20 protein-coding genes and 1 other RNA gene are annotated in these 17,429 nt (G+C 50.9%); 7 read left to right on the forward strand and 14 right to left on the reverse strand.

Going from position 1 to position 17,429, the window contains the following annotated elements:
• Positions 1 to 65: 65 nt before the first annotated feature.
• Positions 66 to 410 carry a DUF2002 family protein gene (locus HEM79_RS19630; protein WP_000281310.1) on the forward strand — a complete coding sequence of 115 codons (345 nt, stop codon included), beginning with the start codon at positions 66 to 68 and terminating at the stop codon, positions 408 to 410.
• 36 nt (positions 411 to 446) lie between these two features.
• Here HEM79_RS19630 and alaE read toward each other — a convergent pair whose 3' ends face one another.
• Positions 447 to 896, reverse strand: a complete 450-nt coding sequence (alaE, locus tag HEM79_RS19635; RefSeq protein WP_000492675.1) for an L-alanine exporter AlaE — start codon at positions 894 to 896, stop codon at positions 447 to 449.
• Between the two features lie 668 nt (positions 897 to 1,564).
• On the opposite strand from alaE, the gene stpA reads away from it, so the two are divergent.
• Positions 1,565 to 1,966, forward strand: coding sequence for a DNA-binding protein StpA (gene stpA / locus HEM79_RS19640; RefSeq protein WP_176241885.1), 402 nt, complete (start codon positions 1,565 to 1,567; stop codon positions 1,964 to 1,966).
• 46 nt (positions 1,967 to 2,012) lie between these two features.
• Here the strand turns inward: stpA and HEM79_RS19645 are convergent, their stop codons facing one another.
• Complete coding sequence (locus tag HEM79_RS19645) at positions 2,013 to 2,537, reverse strand: rhodanese family protein (protein ID WP_176241884.1); 525 nt, start codon at positions 2,535 to 2,537, stop codon at positions 2,013 to 2,015.
• Between the two features lie 9 nt (positions 2,538 to 2,546).
• A complete protein-coding gene (locus HEM79_RS19650) occupies positions 2,547 to 2,846 on the reverse strand; it encodes an ArsR/SmtB family transcription factor (protein WP_000137274.1) in 300 nt (99 codons plus the stop codon).
• 182 nt (positions 2,847 to 3,028) lie between these two features.
• Between HEM79_RS19650 and HEM79_RS19655 the strand changes: the two genes are divergently transcribed.
• A complete protein-coding gene (locus tag HEM79_RS19655; protein ID WP_000508177.1) occupies positions 3,029 to 3,187 on the forward strand; it encodes a YqaE/Pmp3 family membrane protein in 159 nt (52 codons plus the stop codon).
• Positions 3,188 to 3,269: 82 nt separating this feature from the next.
• Complete coding sequence (gene kbp, locus HEM79_RS19660) at positions 3,270 to 3,719, forward strand: potassium binding protein Kbp (protein ID WP_000522418.1); 450 nt, start codon at positions 3,270 to 3,272, stop codon at positions 3,717 to 3,719.
• On the opposite strand, the gene csiR is transcribed toward kbp, so the two are convergent.
• The 8 genes from csiR to smpB form a co-directional block, all read right to left on the reverse strand.
• On the reverse strand, positions 3,720 to 4,382 hold the full coding sequence (gene csiR / locus HEM79_RS19665; protein ID WP_176241883.1) for a DNA-binding transcriptional regulator CsiR: 663 nt from the start codon (positions 4,380 to 4,382) through the stop codon (positions 3,720 to 3,722).
• A 20-nt stretch (positions 4,383 to 4,402) separates the two neighbouring features.
• Entirely contained in the window at positions 4,403 to 5,803 is a 1,401-nt protein-coding gene (gene gabP / locus HEM79_RS19670; RefSeq protein ID WP_176241882.1) for a GABA permease, read from the reverse strand.
• Positions 5,804 to 6,113: 310 nt separating this feature from the next.
• Positions 6,114 to 7,394 carry a 4-aminobutyrate--2-oxoglutarate transaminase gene (gabT, locus tag HEM79_RS19675; protein ID WP_176241881.1) on the reverse strand — a complete coding sequence of 427 codons (1,281 nt, stop codon included), beginning with the start codon at positions 7,392 to 7,394 and terminating at the stop codon, positions 6,114 to 6,116.
• Between the two features lie 13 nt (positions 7,395 to 7,407).
• Entirely contained in the window at positions 7,408 to 8,856 is a 1,449-nt protein-coding gene (gabD, locus tag HEM79_RS19680) for an NADP-dependent succinate-semialdehyde dehydrogenase (protein ID WP_176241880.1), read from the reverse strand.
• A 22-nt stretch (positions 8,857 to 8,878) separates the two neighbouring features.
• Complete coding sequence (lhgO, locus tag HEM79_RS19685; protein ID WP_021551257.1) at positions 8,879 to 10,147, reverse strand: L-2-hydroxyglutarate oxidase; 1,269 nt, start codon at positions 10,145 to 10,147, stop codon at positions 8,879 to 8,881.
• A gap of 19 nt (positions 10,148 to 10,166) precedes the next feature.
• Positions 10,167 to 11,144 carry a glutarate dioxygenase GlaH gene (glaH, locus tag HEM79_RS19690; RefSeq protein ID WP_176241879.1) on the reverse strand — a complete coding sequence of 326 codons (978 nt, stop codon included), beginning with the start codon at positions 11,142 to 11,144 and terminating at the stop codon, positions 10,167 to 10,169.
• 405 nt (positions 11,145 to 11,549) lie between these two features.
• Positions 11,550 to 11,912: a transfer-messenger RNA gene (gene ssrA / locus HEM79_RS19695) on the reverse strand.
• 215 nt (positions 11,913 to 12,127) lie between these two features.
• Positions 12,128 to 12,610: an SsrA-binding protein SmpB gene (gene smpB / locus HEM79_RS19700; protein WP_000162574.1), complete on the reverse strand. Its 483-nt coding sequence runs from the start codon at positions 12,608 to 12,610 to the stop codon at positions 12,128 to 12,130.
• Positions 12,611 to 12,780: 170 nt separating this feature from the next.
• Between smpB and ratA the strand changes: the two genes are divergently transcribed.
• Positions 12,781 to 13,218, forward strand: coding sequence for a type II toxin-antitoxin system RatA family toxin (ratA, locus tag HEM79_RS19705; protein WP_203218640.1), 438 nt, complete (start codon positions 12,781 to 12,783; stop codon positions 13,216 to 13,218).
• Positions 13,208 to 13,498, forward strand: a complete 291-nt coding sequence (locus HEM79_RS19710; RefSeq protein WP_001117835.1) for an RnfH family protein — start codon at positions 13,208 to 13,210, stop codon at positions 13,496 to 13,498. Before ratA ends, HEM79_RS19710 begins: the two co-directional genes overlap by 11 nt.
• 57 nt (positions 13,499 to 13,555) lie before the next feature.
• Here the strand turns inward: HEM79_RS19710 and bamE are convergent, their stop codons facing one another.
• The 3 genes from bamE to nadK all read right to left on the reverse strand — a co-directional run bounded on the left by bamE (position 13,556) and on the right by nadK (position 16,674).
• Entirely contained in the window at positions 13,556 to 13,900 is a 345-nt protein-coding gene (gene bamE / locus HEM79_RS19715; protein WP_001203438.1) for an outer membrane protein assembly factor BamE, read from the reverse strand.
• 148 nt (positions 13,901 to 14,048) lie between these two features.
• A complete protein-coding gene (gene recN, locus HEM79_RS19720; protein ID WP_176241877.1) occupies positions 14,049 to 15,710 on the reverse strand; it encodes a DNA repair protein RecN in 1,662 nt (553 codons plus the stop codon).
• 85 nt (positions 15,711 to 15,795) lie between these two features.
• Positions 15,796 to 16,674, reverse strand: a complete 879-nt coding sequence (gene nadK, locus HEM79_RS19725) for an NAD(+) kinase (protein ID WP_176241876.1) — start codon at positions 16,672 to 16,674, stop codon at positions 15,796 to 15,798.
• 122 nt (positions 16,675 to 16,796) lie between these two features.
• On the opposite strand from nadK, the gene grpE reads away from it, so the two are divergent.
• On the forward strand, positions 16,797 to 17,390 hold the full coding sequence (gene grpE, locus HEM79_RS19730; RefSeq protein WP_010351929.1) for a nucleotide exchange factor GrpE: 594 nt from the start codon (positions 16,797 to 16,799) through the stop codon (positions 17,388 to 17,390).
• The last annotated feature ends 39 nt before the right edge of the window (positions 17,391 to 17,429 follow it).

The raw sequence follows: 17,429 nt of genomic DNA on the forward strand, positions 1-17,429 counted from the left end.
TGAAAGCGTTGGGAATGCGCAATCAGGTAAGGTAGGCGCGCAGTAGATAATAACGAGGATAAAATATGTATTTACGACCAGACGAGGTGGCGCGCGTACTTGAGAAAGTCGGTTTTACTGTCGATGTAGTAACCCAGAAAGCATACGGTTACCGCCGTGGGGAACATTATGTCTATGTTAACCGCGAAGCGAGAATGGGACGTACCGCACTGATAATTCATCCAACATTAAAAGAACGTAGTTCCACACTGGCTGAACCTGCTTCCGATATTAAAACTTGCGATCATTACCAGCAATTTCCGCTCTATTTAGCGGGTGAACGTCATGAGCATTACGGTATCCCGCATGGCTTTAGTTCGCGTGTTGCGCTTGAACGTTATTTGCATGGCTTATTTGGCGAAGCCAGTTAAAGACGCGACTGGCGATGCCAGTCGCGAAAAGAAGGGTCAGGCTTTTACCTGCTGGTAACTGCTCACTTTGAACAAGCGGCGACAGTAATCAAGGAAGTAGCCATAGACCGCCCCCATCAGCATCGAAACAACGATGTTTGAACTGACCGCAGCCATAATCTGGTGCCAGTCTGCGCCTACCACTAATAAGATCGCCATATACACCGGTGACTGGAACGTCACATAAGCCAGAATATCAGCCAGATTTTTTGTCCAACCAGAGTGGCTAATTTTGCGTGCCGCGCGCATAAACAGATCGCGGTACATGCCATATGGCCATGCAATTAAGATATTCACCGGAACGGCCACCAGCCTGGAATAAAAAGACTGTTCGAAGCTCATCCCGGAGAGGAAAACTTCAATACACATGTTCACGACAGTACAATAAACAACCATCGCGAACGTGTCTGCAACTGCATGACGCAAGCGTGACTGCGGTGAGAACATGTTAATGCTCCTTAATAAAAGCGAAATCGGATATGAATGGAAATGGAAGCAGTGCTTTAGACTGCCTGTTTCATTTTTGCATAGCGTATATTGCTGGTTGCCAGTAATCAATTAGTGAAAAATTTTTATTTATTTTGTTTTTGTAGATAAAATGTTCCGTAATGGCGTATTTTTTATACATTATGGATTTTTAAATGCCTTTATGAATAATTTTATTTAAAATCATATTATTACGTGGTTATTTTGAACTGTGCTGGTGGGCCGATTAAGGGATGTTAACGCTATAAAGCGTAGACAATCCGGCTTAAGTAGCGGGTTGAGCTCATTTAGCATTTTTAATGACCTGAAGCCACTAATGTCAGCATAAAACTTCAGTTGCTGAAAATTTGTTTTATTCTTTGTTTATGCATTTTTATTCACTTGTCTTTAATCTACATTCGGTGATGATGGCGCAGAGGGCACCCGATTATTCGCAAATGTCTGGAATGATAAGCCAAATGGCTAATATATAAACTGAAAATAATTATTAATTTTTCTGGAAATAACGGTTGAAATAATATCGCACGCGACTGTAAATAGATTAAATTTTGTGGAAATATAATAAGTGATCGCTTACACTACGCGACGAAATACTTTTTTTGTTTTGGCGTTAAAAGGTTTTCTTTATTATGTCCGTAATGTTACAAAGTTTAAATAACATTCGCACCCTCCGTGCGATGGCTCGCGAATTCTCCATTGACGTTCTTGAAGAAATGCTCGAAAAATTCAGGGTTGTCACTAAAGAAAGACGTGAAGAAGAAGAACAGCAGCAGCGTGAACTGGCAGAGCGCCAGGAGAAAATTAACACCTGGCTGGAGCTGATGAAGGCTGACGGAATTAACCCGGAAGAGTTATTCGGTAATAATTCTGCTGCACCACGTGCAGGTAAAAAACGCCAGCCGCGTCCGGCGAAATATCAATTCACCGATTTTAATGGTGAAGTCAAAACCTGGACCGGTCAGGGTCGTACACCGAAACCGATCGCTCAGGCACTGGCTGAAGGTAAATCTCTCGACGATTTCCTGATCTAATGACTGCTGCCGGATGCCGCCACTATGGCGCGTCCGGCGTCGCTTCTTACGTTCGCTGATTCCACGGCATCTTATCTAACAACCTTGCCATCCCGCAAAAACCGCTGATACCCGCAAACATTAATCCCGCACCGACAAAGCCGCTTAATAAGAAGAACGCGCTATTCACGGCATAACCCAATACGACGCCGATTAATATTAAGCCACCAGCTGTGATCTGTACCTGACGCATTAATGGTAAAGGCTGTGATTTATTTTCGGCTACCGGCAATCCCGCTTTTTTCCAGCTATCAATTCCGCCTTCCAGTAAAAATATCTCTGCGGGGGCGGCAATCGCTGCTAATTTTTGTGCATTATTACTGGTGCGTTTTCCAGCCTGACAGTGGAATATAATTTGTTCTCTACGTAATTTTTCCGGAAGACCAGCCTGTTCCAGCACGGATAATGGTGCCAGATCCGCTTCAGGAATATGTTCACGAAGATATTCATCGGCATCGCGAATATCGATTAACTTTGCACCGCGTGAGATTAATTCTTGTGCATCATGCGGTGAAATTGTTGTTAAAGCCATTGCTACTCCTTACGGACAATAGACGTTTTTCAGGGTGGCGATAATGGCATTTACCGCCTCATTTTTAATGAAATAAAGAATGCGTTGGGCATCCCGTTGGCTGTCGATAAGCCCTTCGTCACGCATCCGTGCCAGATGCTGTGACGTTGCAGAGGCACTCAGTCCGGTAATGCGCGCCAGTTCACCGGCGCTGGTGCCGGGGGAACCGCAAATCATGCACAGAATCAGCAACCGTTTGGGGTGACTCATTGCTTTCAGTAAGGCCGCAGCCTGTTCGGCGCTGGCCTGTAGTTGGGCTAATTCAGTCATATTTATTTAAGTGTTTTCTAAATTAAGTAAACTCTAAACTAAAAATGCAACGTATACCAGCGTCAGCAGCGTAAATGAGGGTAAAAGCATGGGCTGAAACGGGCAGACTCCGCTAAAATTACTATGCTTAAGAGATAAAATCTCTTTTTAAACAATGATTAATTTTCTTATAGGGAGGAAATATGGGGTTCTGGAGAATCGTCATCACCATCATTTTGCCACCGCTCGGCGTGCTGCTGGGGAAAGGATTTGGTTGGGCATTCATTATTAATATTTTGCTGACACTTCTTGGCTATATCCCTGGTTTAATTCACGCTTTCTGGGTGCAAACCCGCGATTGATCCTGTGCTCATCCTGCGGCGTTAACGCGCCGCGTTCCTCTGCTACACTTTCTGAGTGTTTCCGTTAACGAATGAGGTAATTATGGGTCTGTTCAATTTTGTGAAAGATGCCGGAGAAAAGCTCTGGGACGCGGTTACTGGTCAGCATGATAAAGACGATCAGGCGAAGAAGGTGCAGGAACATCTGAACAAAACCGGTATACCTGATGCCGATAAAGTGAATATTCAGATTGTCGATGGTAAAGCGACGGTTACAGGTGACGGCTTAAGTCAGGAAGCGAAGGAAAAAATCCTTGTTGCAGTGGGGAATATTTCCGGTATTGCCAGTGTTGATGATCAGGTAAAAACGGCGACGCCAGCCACTGCCAGCCAGTTTTATACTGTTAAGTCTGGCGACACCCTGAGTGCCATTTCCAAACAGGTCTACGGTAACGCCAATCTCTACAATAAAATCTTCGAAGCGAATAAACCGATGCTGAAAAGCCCGGATAAAATTTATCCGGGGCAGGTGTTGCGTATTCCTGAAGAGTAGTTAATTGCCAGCCATCGCCTGCTGGATAATCGGAATAGGCGTCAGTAAATGCTGGCGCATTAACTCACTGGCGCGCGCCGTATCTCGCGCCAGCACCGCCTCAGTCAGGGTCTGGTGTTGATTGTGTTTATCTTCCAGCATTTCTACAGAAAGCACCGTTTGCCGCAGCCAGATGAACCGATAGCGCGCCGCCAGATCAAACAAACGCTCGCGCATTTGCAGTAAATAGTGGGAACCGCAGCCCGCCACAATCGCAGTATGAAATGCCTGATGGCGCTGATCCCACTCATCAAGCATTTGCTCGCTGGCGTCAGAGGCTTCAAGTTTACCGAGCAAGTGTGCCTTCGCGAGAACGTCAGCCTCCCACTCATCGCTGCCACGGGCAATTGCCAGACTCACCAGCATCGCTTCCATATTGGCGCGGGCGTCGAAAATATCGAGCAGTTCTTGCTCTGACATAGACGCCACCCGATACCCTTTTTGATTCACCACCGTGACCAGCCGTTCCGCCACCAGTTGCGAAAGGGCTTCCCGCAATGGCCCGACGCCGAGTGCATAACGCGACGTTAGCGAACTCATCCGTAATTTTTCATCTGGCTGAAAATTGCCGCGAATAATATCGTTTTTCAACCAGCGGTAGCCATCCAGAGACGTAATGGTCATGGTGTGACTCCTGAACATTATCAGCGCGTATTATGAACGGGTGTTTTTTGCCACAATATCAGCTTTTTCCAGCGTGCCATAATTGGCACGGTACAGATAATCCCTATCGCTAATAAGCCGGTGGAAATTACCTCGAGTTGCTGCGCCGGGCGGAATAACATCACCACCAGTACAAAGGTAATAAAGCCAATCACCAGCCAGGTGAGCCACGGATAAAGCCACATGCGCAGGCGAATTTCGCTGCCTTCCGTCAGCAGGATTTTACGCATCCGCAATTGCGAAACGGCGATGACTAAATAAACCAGCAGGGCAATAGCGCCGGAGCTGTCGATCAGGAATTTAAACACTTTGGCGGGCGCGTAATAGTTCACTACCACCGTTAAAAACGCCGCGCCGGTCGAGAGTAATACTGCCACATACGGGGTTTTGCTACGGTTGATTTTGCCCATTACCGCTGGCGCATCCCCGCGACGGCTTAAGGAGTAGAGCATCCTTGAGGCGGTATACAGAGCCGAGTTCAGACAACTGGTCACCGACAGCAAAATAACGCAGTCCATAATGAATTTTGCATGTGGAATATTCAGCAGCTCCAGCACGGAACGGTAGGAACCCACGGTTTTCAGTCCTGGCATATTCCACGGTATGAGTGCCACGACGACAAAAATAGAACACAAATAGAAAATGGAGATACGCCAGATAACCGAGTTGGTGGCGCGGACAATATGCTTATCCGGCGTGTCGGATTCGGCTGCCGCGATGGTGACAATCTCTGCACCCATAAAAGAAAACATGGTGATCAGCATCGCGCTTAATACCGCGCCAAAGCCGTTCGGCATAAAGCCGCCGCTATCCCACAATCTTGAAATACCGCTCACTTCGGCATAAGGGTAAAAACCGCTAATTGCTACAGCTCCAAGGAAAATAAACGCCAGAATGGCAATCACTTTGCATATCGCCAGCCAGAATTCAAATTCACCGTAGTTTTTAACGCTTAATAAATTACTGCCGGTTAAGGCGAGGGTGATGACCAGAGAAAATAACCAGATGGGAATGCCGGGAACCCACGAGTGCAGGATCATGGCGGCGATGTTGGCTTCCAGGGGGATAACCAGTACCCAAAACCACCAGTACAGCCAGCCGATGGTATAGCCCGCCCAGCGGCCAATGGCTTTGTCGGCATAGGTGGAAAACGAACCGGTGTCGGGCGTGGCGACCGCCATTTCCGCCAGCATCCGCATAATCATAACCACCAGTAATCCGGCGAACAGATAGGCCAGTAAAACTGCCGGGCCCGCTTCGGCGATAGCGACGCTCGAACCGACAAACAGACTTGCGCCGATAACACCGGCAATAGACAACATGGTGACGTGGCGTGATTTCAGCCCGCCGCCTAACTCATGTGGTTGCGATGATTGCCCCATCCTGAATCCTCTCGAAAGTGTGTCACTTGGGAGAGCGCCCCGACATTTCCCGCGTCGGGTCACGCGTTTAATTGAGGCGGTCAACAAATTCTCAAAAGCGAAAGCGGGATGGTTTTCTCCCACTCCCTCAGGGAGAGGGCCGGGGTGAGGGTTTAGCCGCGTGTTTACCCCTCACCCTAACCCTCTCCCCAAAGGGGCAAGGGGACAGTCCGCAGACGCTTTTAACTTTGTCGTTCGCCTCATCGTTATTATTTTTTACTGCATCGTTATCATTCCCTTAGCAACGGTTAACTCTTACGAACGGACATGGCTATTGCTTCGCCTCATCAAAACACTGGCCGATGATCTCCAGACCCTGACGAATCTGAGCATCTTCAATGGTGAGCGGCACAAGGATGCGCAGCACGTTGTAATACGGGCCGCAGGAGAGAAGAATCAGGCCTTTGTCGCGGGCGCGCGCCACGATCTCGGCGGTGAGTCTGGCGTTGGGTTTACTGTGATCGCCATCTTCAAACAGCTCGATGGCGATCATCGCCCCCAGCCCGCGTACGTCGCCGATCTCCGGGTGTTTTTCGGCGATCGCCAATAACCCGTCTTTCAGCTTCTGGCCCAGGTCGTTGGCTTTTTGCAGCAGATTTTCCTGCTCGAACACCTTCAACACTTCCAGTGCCGCCACGCAGGCAATCGGGTTACCCGCATAGGTGCCGCCCAGGCCGCCCGGTGCGACAGCGTCCATCACTTCAGCGCGCCCGGTGACGCCCGCCAGCGGGAAGCCGCCCGCGATCGATTTCGCAAAGGTGGTGAGATCCGGCGCAACGCCCATCTGTTCCATTGCAAACAGCGTACCGGTACGCCCCGCGCCGCTCTGCACTTCATCGGCAATCAGCATGATTCCGTGCTCGTCACACAGTGCGCGTAAACGCTGCATAAAGGCTGGCGTCGCGGCGTAGAAACCGCCTTCGCCCTGAACGGGTTCAATCACGATGGCGGCGATATCTTCCGGCGCAGCGTCATTTTTGAAGATCCGGTGAATACTGGCGATAGCGTCATCTTCACTGATGCCATGCAGCGGGCAAGGGTAAAGCGCGCGATAAACATGCCCCGGCATCAGTCCCATCCCCGCAGAGTACGGATTCACCTTGCCAGTCAACGCCAGCGTGTAGTGCGTGCGCCCGTGGTAAGCGCCGCTAAAGGCGATGGTGCCGCTGCGTTTGGTGGCGGCGCGGGCGATTTTCACCGCGTTCTCCACCGCTTCGGAACCGGTCGTTACCAGCAGCGTTTTTTTGGCGAAATCGCCCGGCACCTTCTGATTCATTATTTCGCACAGCTCCAGATACGGCTCGTAAGCCAGCACCTGGAAGCAGGTGTGTGACAGTTTTTTCAGTTGCGTTTCTACCGCCGCAACCACTTTCGGATGCAGGTGTCCGGTGTTGAGCACTGCAATCCCGCCCGCGAAATCAAGATACTCACGGCCTTCAACGTCCCACACTCGGCAGTTTTCCGCGCGGTCAGCGAAAATCGGGTGAATTTGCCCAACGCCACGAGGAACTGCCTGACTGCGGCGCTGCATTAACTCTTTATTGCTGCTCATTCGCGTTCTCCAGTTAAAGACCGATGCACATATATTTGATTTCTAAGTAATCTTCGATGCCATACTTCGAACCTTCACGACCCAGACCCGAGGCTTTGATACCGCCGAACGGGGCGACTTCATTGGAAATAATGCCGGTATTGATGCCGACGATGCCGTATTCCAGCGCCTCGCCCACGCGGAAGACGCGGCTTAAATCACGGGCGTAGAAATAGGCGGCAAGGCCAAATTCGGTGTCGTTGGCCTGCGCAATCACGTCGGCTTCATCTTTAAAGCGGAACAGCGGGGCGAGGGGGCCGAACGTCTCTTCTTTCGACACTTTGGCGTTGGTCGGAACGTCCACCAGAATGGTCGGCTGGAAGAAGTTGCCGCCGCGTTCGTGCGCTTTACCACCGCAAACCACGCGTGCGCCTTTCTCCAGCGCATCGGCAATATGCTCTTCCACTTTTGCTACCGCTTTTTCATCGATCAGCGGCCCGATGGTGACGCCTTTATCCAGCCCGTCGCCGATGTGCAGTTTGCTCACCGCCTGCTGCAATTTTTCGGCAAAGCGGTCATACACGCCGTCCTGCACGTATAAACGGTTGGCGCAAACGCAGGTTTGCCCGGCGTTGCGGAATTTCGAGGCCAGCGCGCCTTCCACGGCTTTATCGAGATCGGCATCGTCAAAGACGATAAACGGCGCGTTGCCGCCCAGCTCCAGCGACACTTTTTTGATGTCTTTCGCGCACTGTTCCATTAACTGGCGGCCAATCTCGGTCGAACCGGTAAACGACAGTTTGCGTACCAGCGGGTTGCTGGTCAGTTCATTACCGACCGCGCCTGCCGAACCGGTGACCACGTTAAACACGCCAGCCGGAATGCCCGCGCGAATCGCCAGTTCCGCCAGCGCCAGCGCAGAGAACGGTGTCTGACTGGCGGGCTTCAGCACCATGGTGCAGCCTGCCGCCAGCGCCGGACCGGCTTTACGGGTAATCATCGCCGCCGGGAAGTTCCACGGCGTGATGGCGGCGGTAACGCCAATCGGCTGCTTGATCACAATCAGGCGCTTATCGGCCTGATGACCGGGAATGGTGTCGCCATAAATGCGTTTGCCTTCTTCGGCAAACCACTCAATAAAGGAGGCGGCGTAGCTGATTTCGCCTTTCGCTTCAGCCAGTGGTTTGCCCTGTTCGAGGGTCATCAGACGCGCTAAATCGTCCTGATGCTCCATCATCAAATTGAACCAGTTACGCAGAATGGTGGCGCGTTCTTTGGCGGTGAGCGCACGCCAGGCGGGCAGGGCGCGGTTGGCGGCGTCGATAGCGGCGCGGGTTTCATCTGCGCCCATTTTCGGCACGCTACCCAGCTTGTCGCCGTTCGCCGGATTGGTGACGTTTATGACCTCGCCATTGTTGGCGTCCAGCCATTCCCCGTTAATCAACGCCTGCTGGCGGAATAAGTTACTGTCGTTAAGTTTCATCGTTACGTCCTGTTTTCAAAGGTTATTGATTAAATGCGGCGTGTAAGGCATCCACACTACGTGCCGCTCGCAGCGTGCGTCCGGGGTTACTCTGGCTTGCCAACAGCGTTTGTACCTTGCTGACAATATGCGCACCAATAGGAATTGCTGATGTCGCTGCCGGGGAGGGCGCATTGCAGGTGTGGATCGTGCGCGGGGTGGTGACAAACAGAAAATCGTCAATCAGCTTGCCGTCCGGCGATACCGCCTGCGCCCGCACACCGGCGGGCCAGGGCTGGAGATCGCTTAACGAAAGCCGGGGACAATACTTTTGCACCAGCCGCAGATAGCCGCTTTTGCACAGCGAGTTTTTCATCTCGCCCAGTCCTGAGCGTAGATGGTTTTGCAGCACCCGGCGAATCCCCGGGGAGCCCAAAATCTCCAGCGTGTCGCTAAATGAGAAGTCACGCTTGCGATAGCCTTCGCGTTTGAAAGCCAGCACCGCGTTTGGCCCAACGGTGACGCTGCCGTCGATCATCCGGGTGAGATGAACGCCTAAAAATGGCATTGCCGGGTCGGGAATGGGGTAAATCAGGTGATTAACAATCTGGTTATGCTCCGGCGCAAGGCGGAAATACTCGCCACGGAACGGGCAGATGATAAAGCCGGGTTCAAGGCCGAGCATTTTCACCAGCCGGTCAGCCATCAGGCCAGAACAGCTAATCAGCGTCGACGCTTCATATTCGCCGCCCTGACGGGTGCGGACAACCGCGCCATTTTTATGCTCACTGAGGCCGCTGACTTCGGCGTTATAAATAATCTCACCGCCTCTGGCCTGGAAGATTTTTGCCATCGCCGCCGTCACTTCGCGGTAGCTGACAATACCGCTGGACGGCACAAAAATGCCGCCGAGCCCGGTGATATTCGGTTCGCGCTCGCGCAGTTCGTCGGCGTTTAGCCATTCGCGCTCGATACCGTTCGCCGCTGTGCGTTCCCATAAGGCGCGCATCCGTTCCATTTCGAGATCGGACGTGGCGACCAGCATCTTGCCGCAGTTGTCATAGCGAATGCCGTGTTGATCGCAAAAGGCTTTGGTGGCGCGGTTCCCCGCCAGACAAAACTGCGCCTTCAGGCTGCCGGGCGTGTAATAGACCCCGGCATGGATCACGCCGCTGTTGTGGCCCGTCTGGTGACAGGCCGGGCCGGACTCTTTTTCCAGCAACGCAATGCGAGCGTCCGGATAGACATCAATCAGTTGCATGGCGGTCGACATGCCGATGATGCCGCCGCCAATAATCACAAAATCATACATCCGCTCAATTCCTTTGCGCTTACTGATGCGTCTGGTAGTGGTTAGTGGCGTAAGCGAAATAGCCGCGCTGGCGCATCAGTTCACGACGCAGGTCCGGATGTGCGGTAAAGCGGTCGCGACCGTGCAGCCAGAACAGATTGTTAATCAACAGGAATTTGCCAACGGGAACCGGCACAGACAGAATGCCTTTGCTGGTTTCAATGGCATCGGAAAGCTCGCTCAGCCACACGCCTTCTTCGAAGTCTTTTGGCTGGACGAACTGGTCGATATAGCGCATCACCGGGCGACCCTGCTGATCGACGTCGAACACTGGATGGAAGACATCTTTGCTGACGTTTTTACTTGGCGGCGCGGCAAAGCGCATCGAATGGCGCGCCAGCGGATGGCGGAAAAAGTGGTCCAGATGTTCCCAGTCATCGAGATGCAGCAGCAGCGAATTTCCGCCCTGCATGTTCTGCTCGTCGATTTTCATCATCAGCACGTAGTCGGTGATCTCTTCGACGTAGGTGCCGTCGTTGTGCAGCTCCATCACACGGTGTGGCTGACGCAGATAGCTGTCTGAGTTATCGACATTTTTCACCACAAAACGCGCGTAATACTGACCGCTCATGGCATCGAAATTGGAACGACCAATCAGATGCGCCACCGCCGTTGCCAGCTTCACCATCTCGTCCGCTTGCTTCACATCATCGACACCCACCGCATTGATCAACAACGCACCTTCAGCGCGGTTTAGCAGCGTCTTCAACAGCAATGGTTGCAACTGGTTTGCACACAAGTCGTCAAGAATTTTGCCCACACGGAAACGCAGGAAAGATTTGTACTCCAGCGCCTGCACGGGCCATTCGGCAACCTGTTCGAGGAACTGTTTGGTCGTCTGTTCGGTGAAGGTGAGTTCCAGCAGACGCGGGGATTGCGCCGACGGGATGAGAGTGAATCCGCTATAGTCCTGGCCTGAATCGACAGCGTTTGTGTGTACGGCGGTCAGTGCATTCATCAGAAGCGATCCTCTTATGAGATGTAGGGTGACATGGCGATGCTCATTTCGTAGCCATAATCTAAAAATATCTACATTTCTGAAAAATGCGCACAAAAGTGACATATTGTTTTCTTATTGTGATCGAAAACAACAAATAGTTAACATTTTGTTTGGTGAGTACCTTCAATGGGCTAAAAAATTCGGATTTAAGTCAGGAATGTATTAATGCAATTCACTACGGGGCACAGAGAATACAGCCAGATATTTGTTACATTGGCGATGGTTTTCTCTCTATTGAAAAAGGAGAAGGAAGACTGTGATTGTAAAACAGAAGAGTAATACGGGGTCGTTAAATCCGTCGTCATTTTGCCGCTACAACCAAAGAAAAAGGGGCTACGCTTTCACGTAACCCCTTGTTTTATTTGGTGGAGCTGGCGGGAGTTGAACCCGCGTCCGAAATTCCTACATCCTCGGCACTACATGCTTAGTCTGTCTTTACATTCGCTTGCCAGCTGCGGACGGACACGCCACTAACAAACTAGCCTGATTAAGTTTTAACGCTTCAACCCCAGGCAGGGCTTCCACGCGATCTCTTTTGGGTTTGACCTCTCTTGATCCCCGTCCTAAGAGCGGAGGCTAGGGAGAGAGGGCTCTAAGCAGGTTATTAAGCTGCTAAAGCGTAGTTTTCGTCGTTTGCGACTATTTTTTGCGGCTTTTTACGAGGCCAACCGCCCCTCGGCATGCACCTTGGGTTTCGCAAATCCCGTCGAATCCAGAATCAGCCCCAATGTGTAACAGCGAGTATACCAGATTTGTGAGCGTCATGACCAGCCCCAATGGCGTTATCGTTCAGGATTTAGCGCCCGCCTGGCATGATTTTTATTCGATTAAGCAAAGGGATGACGACATCTGTATCAAATATGATAGCCGATAAGATGTGCATTCGCGCCACCGGAGAGGGGAGGCGCGGTGAGGATCTGGTCAGAATATGTGATGCAGGTTTAACGGTGAGCGTTTTTCATGATACGCGCTTTATCAACCTGCCATTCACGTTCTTTGATGTCGGAACGTTTATCGTGCTGTTTCTTACCTTTCGCGACGCCGATTTTCACTTTGCACCAGGCATTTTTCCAGTACAGAGAGAGCGCCACTACGGTATAGCCTTCACGATTGACGCGACCATATAATGAGTCCAGTTCGCGCTGGTTGAGAAGTAACTTGCGGGTACGAGTAGGATCGCACACCACATGTGTGGAAGCCACTGCCATCGGCGTGATATTTGCGCCAAACAGGAACGCTTCACCGTCGCGCAGAAGGACATAGCTGTCGCTGATATTGGCTTTTCCTGCGCGCAGGGATTTAACTTCCCAGCCTTGCAGGGCAAGTCCCGCTTCGAACTCTTCTTCAATAAAGTATTCGTGACGGGCGCGCTTGTTAAGCGCGATGGTCGCTGAACCAGGTTTATGTGCTTTTTTCTTCGTCATAAGCGTCGTGAATCATCGGTAATCTGAAATCGAAAATACCCCATATCAATCCTGCGGGGGACAAGGCTCTATCTTAGCATGAACACGATGTTACCCAGCGCCGGGATAGCGTTTTTTTTACAGCAGGATAAATGATATTATTTGTTGGATTTTTGTTGATGGAATTTGTTATGCCTCAAATTAGCCGGACCGCACTCGTTCCCTACAGCGCGGAGCAAATGTATCAGTTAGTGAATGACGTTCAGTCTTATCCTCTGTTTTTGCCAGGTTGTACTGGAAGTCGGATTCTGGAGTCCACTCCTGGACAGATGACCGCTGCGGTAGATGTCTCTAAGGCTGGGATCAGCAAAACGTTTACTACCCGCAACCAGTTGACCAGTAACCAAAGTATTCTGATGAATCTGGTTGATGGGCCGTTCAAGAAATTGATCGGCGGCTGGAAGTTTACACCGTTGAGTCCGGAAGCGTGCCGTATCGAGTTTCATCTCGACTTTGAGTTTACTAATAAGTTGATTGAACTTGCCTTCGGGCGCGTGTTTAAAGAGCTGGCGGCTAATATGGTGCAGGCTTTCACCGTGCGAGCAAAAGAGGTTTATAGTGCCAGGTAAAATTGCTGTAGAGGTAGCTTACGCGTTACCAGAGAAGCAGTATTTGCAGCGTGTAACATTGCAGGAGGGCGCGACGGTTGAAGAGGCAATTCGCGCCAGTGGTTTGCTGGAATTACGTACAGATATCGATTTAACTAAAAATAAAGTTGGCATTTACAGTCGTCCGGCAAAACTGAGCGATATCGTGCGCGATGGCGATCGTGTAGAGATTTATCGACCACTGATTGCCGATCCGAAAGAGCTTCGTAGACAGCGCGCAGAAAAATCGGCGAATAAATAGCAGGCAGAAAAAAGGTGCTCACTGAGCACCTTTTTTAATCGCTATAAACAGCAAGTTTTATTCGTTGCCACTCAGCGCAGGTTTGTTATCAATATTGGTCAACACACCGCTGCTGTTAAAGGTCAGCGTCAGAGTTTGCTGCGTTACACCTTCATGGCCTGGCTGCTGGCGGAAGACATAGAACCAGGTATTTGTACCAAATGGATCGGACATCAGCGGTGTACCCAATGCGTACGCAACTTGTTGTTGCGTCATGCCAACGCGTATTTTGGACACGTCGTTAGCAGTTAGATAGTTCCCCTGGTTGATGTCAGGACGGTAAACCACTCGCTCCAGAGTGGAACAGCCTGCGGTCAACATCAATAGTACTGCTGCGGCAGCAGTCAGCGTTTTACAGCGCATAATGATTTGATTCCTTTTCGGGCCCGAGCAGTACGTGGCTCATCTGTAATATGCCGATGATAATAGACCTTTCATCACTTTAAAACCTTTTGCTTTCCGGTCTTACGGCGTTTTGCTGTCTATTCTGACCGTGAAGCGGTAAAAAAGTTTACGCCGCCAGCAGTTCTTTCGCGTTTGCCAGCGTGTTGCGTGTGACTTCACTGCCGCCAAGCAGGCGCGCCAGCTCTTGTAACCGCGCCTTTTTATCCAGGGATTGCATATGCGTTTCGGTCATAGCACCATCGGTTTCTTTGCTGACAAAATAGTGTTGATGACCGCATCCTGCAACTTGTGGCAGGTGGGTAACACACATCACCTGGGTTGATTCACCAAGCTGACGTAGCAGTTTGCCGACAACTGCCGCTGTCGGACCGCTAATCCCCACATCCACTTCATCGAAAATAAGCGCCGGGGTTTCCATTTTACGCGCGGTGATGACCTGAATTGCCAGTGCAATACGGGACAATTCACCACCGGAGGCGACTTTGGCAATGGGCTGCATCGGCTGACCTGGGTTGGTGGTTACCCGAAACTCAATACGATCAGCGCCGTCAGCGCCCAGGTGATGTTCATCAAATTTAACATCAATCGTAAACTGTCCATGCGGCATGGAGAGCGCCTGCATACTGTCGGTGATCAGCTGTGCCAGCTCAGTTGCATAGTGCTGGCGTTGCAGGTGTAATGCGCGCGCCGTTTCCAGCGCCTGCTGATGATGTTTCGTTACCGCCAATGCGAGTGTTTCTTGCGAGTCAGCCTGATCGTCAAGTTGCTGCTGTTCTTCCAGCAGTGACTGATAATATTGCGGCAATGCCTCCGGGCTGACGTGGTGTTTACGTGCCAGCGAAATCTGCTTTGAGATACGCTGTTCAAGTTCAAACAAGCGGTTAGGGTCGAGATCCAGACGATCGCAGTAGTGGCGTAATTCGTCACTGGCTTCGGCAATCTGAATAGTGGCCTCTTCCAGCATATCAAGTACGCTGGACAGTTTGCTGTCCATACCAATCAATTCGCTGACCAGTTGTTTTGCAGTGTAAAGCTGACTTTGTAGGTTCGCATCTTCACCGTCGGCCATTAATGCCAGTGCATTCTGGCTGGTCGTAAGCAATTGACCGCTGTTAGCCAGACGTTTGTACTCTTCGTCGATTTGTTCAAACTCGCCGGGCTGCGGATTAAATTCGTTCAGTTCTTTTAATTGGTATTGCAGTAGTTCAGCACGGGCGGCGCGTTCCTGACTTAGTTGTTGATGATGCGCGAGGTCACGGCAGCTTTGATGCCACAACTGATAACGTGCGGTCATTTTCTGGAGCAGAGACGTTTCATTGGCGTAGCCATCAAGCAGGAATTTCTGATGCTCAGGTTTGGTGAGTAACTGATGAGCGTGTTGACCATGGATCTGAATCAGCAACTGACCCAGTTCGCGTAGCTGAGACAGCGGAACAGCCGTACCGTTGATAAAACCACGAGAGCGGCCATCGCTACTGATAACGCGACGAAGCAGGCATTCGTGGCCATCTTCCAGTTGGTTTTCTTCCAGCCAGCGCAGTGCTGCGGGCGTATCTTTCAGTGAAAAACGGGCGCACAAATCAGCGCGGGCTGCGCCGGTACGCACCATGTCGGCTTCAGCACGACCACCGAGACACAGACCGAGAGCATCTATCGCAATAGATTTACCCGCGCCGGTCTCGCCGGTTATTACGGTCATGCCGCTGTGAAAATCAATCTCAAGCTCACGAACGATAGCAAAGTTGCTGATGGTCAGTTGTGCCAACATAGTCGTTTTCCTGTATGAAAAACCATTACTGTTATTGTGTACAGTATAAACTGGTTTTATATACAGTAAAGAGGCTGGCGTAAAATTAGAATAATTTTTTTGACCAGCCGAGCTTGGTACTTAATGTGTTGAAATAGCTGTAATCTTTCGGATGAATCAGATTCAGATGGTAATCACAGCGCCGAATCAGGACATCTTCACCTTCCTGAATCGGCAGTGCTATTTGACTGTCGCAACTGATTTCCAAGTCGTTACGGCGATGCGAAAAACGCAGGCGGATCGTGCTGCTGCTGTTTATGACCAGTGGTCGCGCTGACAGCGTATGCGGGAACATGGGCACCAGGGTAATCGCATCCAGAGAGGGTGTCAGAATCGGGCCACCCGCCGACAGAGAATAGGCGGTAGAGCCTGTAGGCGTCGAAATAATCAGTCCATCGGAACGCTGAGAAAACGCAAAGATCTCGTCGATGTACACTTCGAACTCAATCATATGCGCCACTTTGCCAGGATGTAGTACCACTTCATTAATCGCGGTGCTGATGCGTTTCTGGCAATCTTGCTGGCAGACCTGCGCTTCCAGCAAAAAACGTTTCTCGCTGATGTAATGACCTTCCAGCACATCGGCTAACTGTTGTTGGGCGTTATCAGGGTCAAGGTCGGTCAGGAAACCCAGGTTACCACGGTTGATGCCGATGACTTTAATGTCGTAGCGCGCGAGTGTGCGCGCTGCGCCCAGCATATTACCGTCGCCGCCAACGACTACCGCGAGATCAGCCAGTTGCCCAATCTCCGCGAGCGTGCCAGTTTTCACATTCTTCAGTTGTAGTTCGTGAGCGATTTGCTGCTCGACGATGACCTTGTAACCTTTTGTGCACAGCCAGCGGTAGAGCATTTCATGTGTTGTCAATGCAGTAGGGTGCCGTGGGTGTCCCACAATGCCAATACACTTGAAATGATTATTCATTTTCCCGAGGTCCTTGTTGCGAAGATTGATGACAATGTGAGTGCTTCCCTTGAAACCCTGAAACTGATCCCCATAATAAGCGAAGTTAGCGAGATGAATGCGAAAAAAACGCGGAGAAATTCATGAGTAGTAAAGAACAGAAAACGCCTGAGGGGCAAGCCCCGGAAGAAATTATCATGGATCAGCACGAAGAGATTGAGGCAGTTGAGCCAGACGCTTCTGCTGAGCAGGTGGATCCGCGCGATGAAAAAATTGCGAATCTCGAAGCTCAGTTGGCTGAGGCCCAGACCCGTGAACGTGATGGCATTTTGCGCGTAAAAGCGGAAATGGAAAACCTGCGTCGTCGTACTGAACTGGATATCGAAAAAGCGCATAAATTCGCGCTGGAAAAATTCATCAACGAATTGCTGCCGGTGATTGATAGTCTGGATCGCGCGCTGGAAGTGGCTGATAAAGCTAACCCGGATATGTCTGCGATGGTTGAAGGTATTGAGCTGACGCTGAAGTCGATGCTGGATGTAGTACGTAAGTTTGGCGTTGATGTGATTGCCGAAACGAATGTACCGCTGGATCCGAACGTGCATCAGGCTATCGCAATGGTGGAATCTGACGACGTTGCGCCGGGTAACGTACTGGGCATTATGCAGAAAGGTTATACGCTGAACGGTCGTACGATTCGCGCGGCGATGGTTACTGTAGCGAAAGCAAAAGCTTAATTACTGTTTTCGTAATAAATTACGGCCCGGCATGTGAAT

Source organism: Escherichia sp. 93.0816 (assembly GCF_013368855.2).
In the GTDB taxonomy this organism is placed as follows: Bacteria; Pseudomonadota; Gammaproteobacteria; order Enterobacterales; family Enterobacteriaceae; genus Escherichia; species Escherichia ruysiae.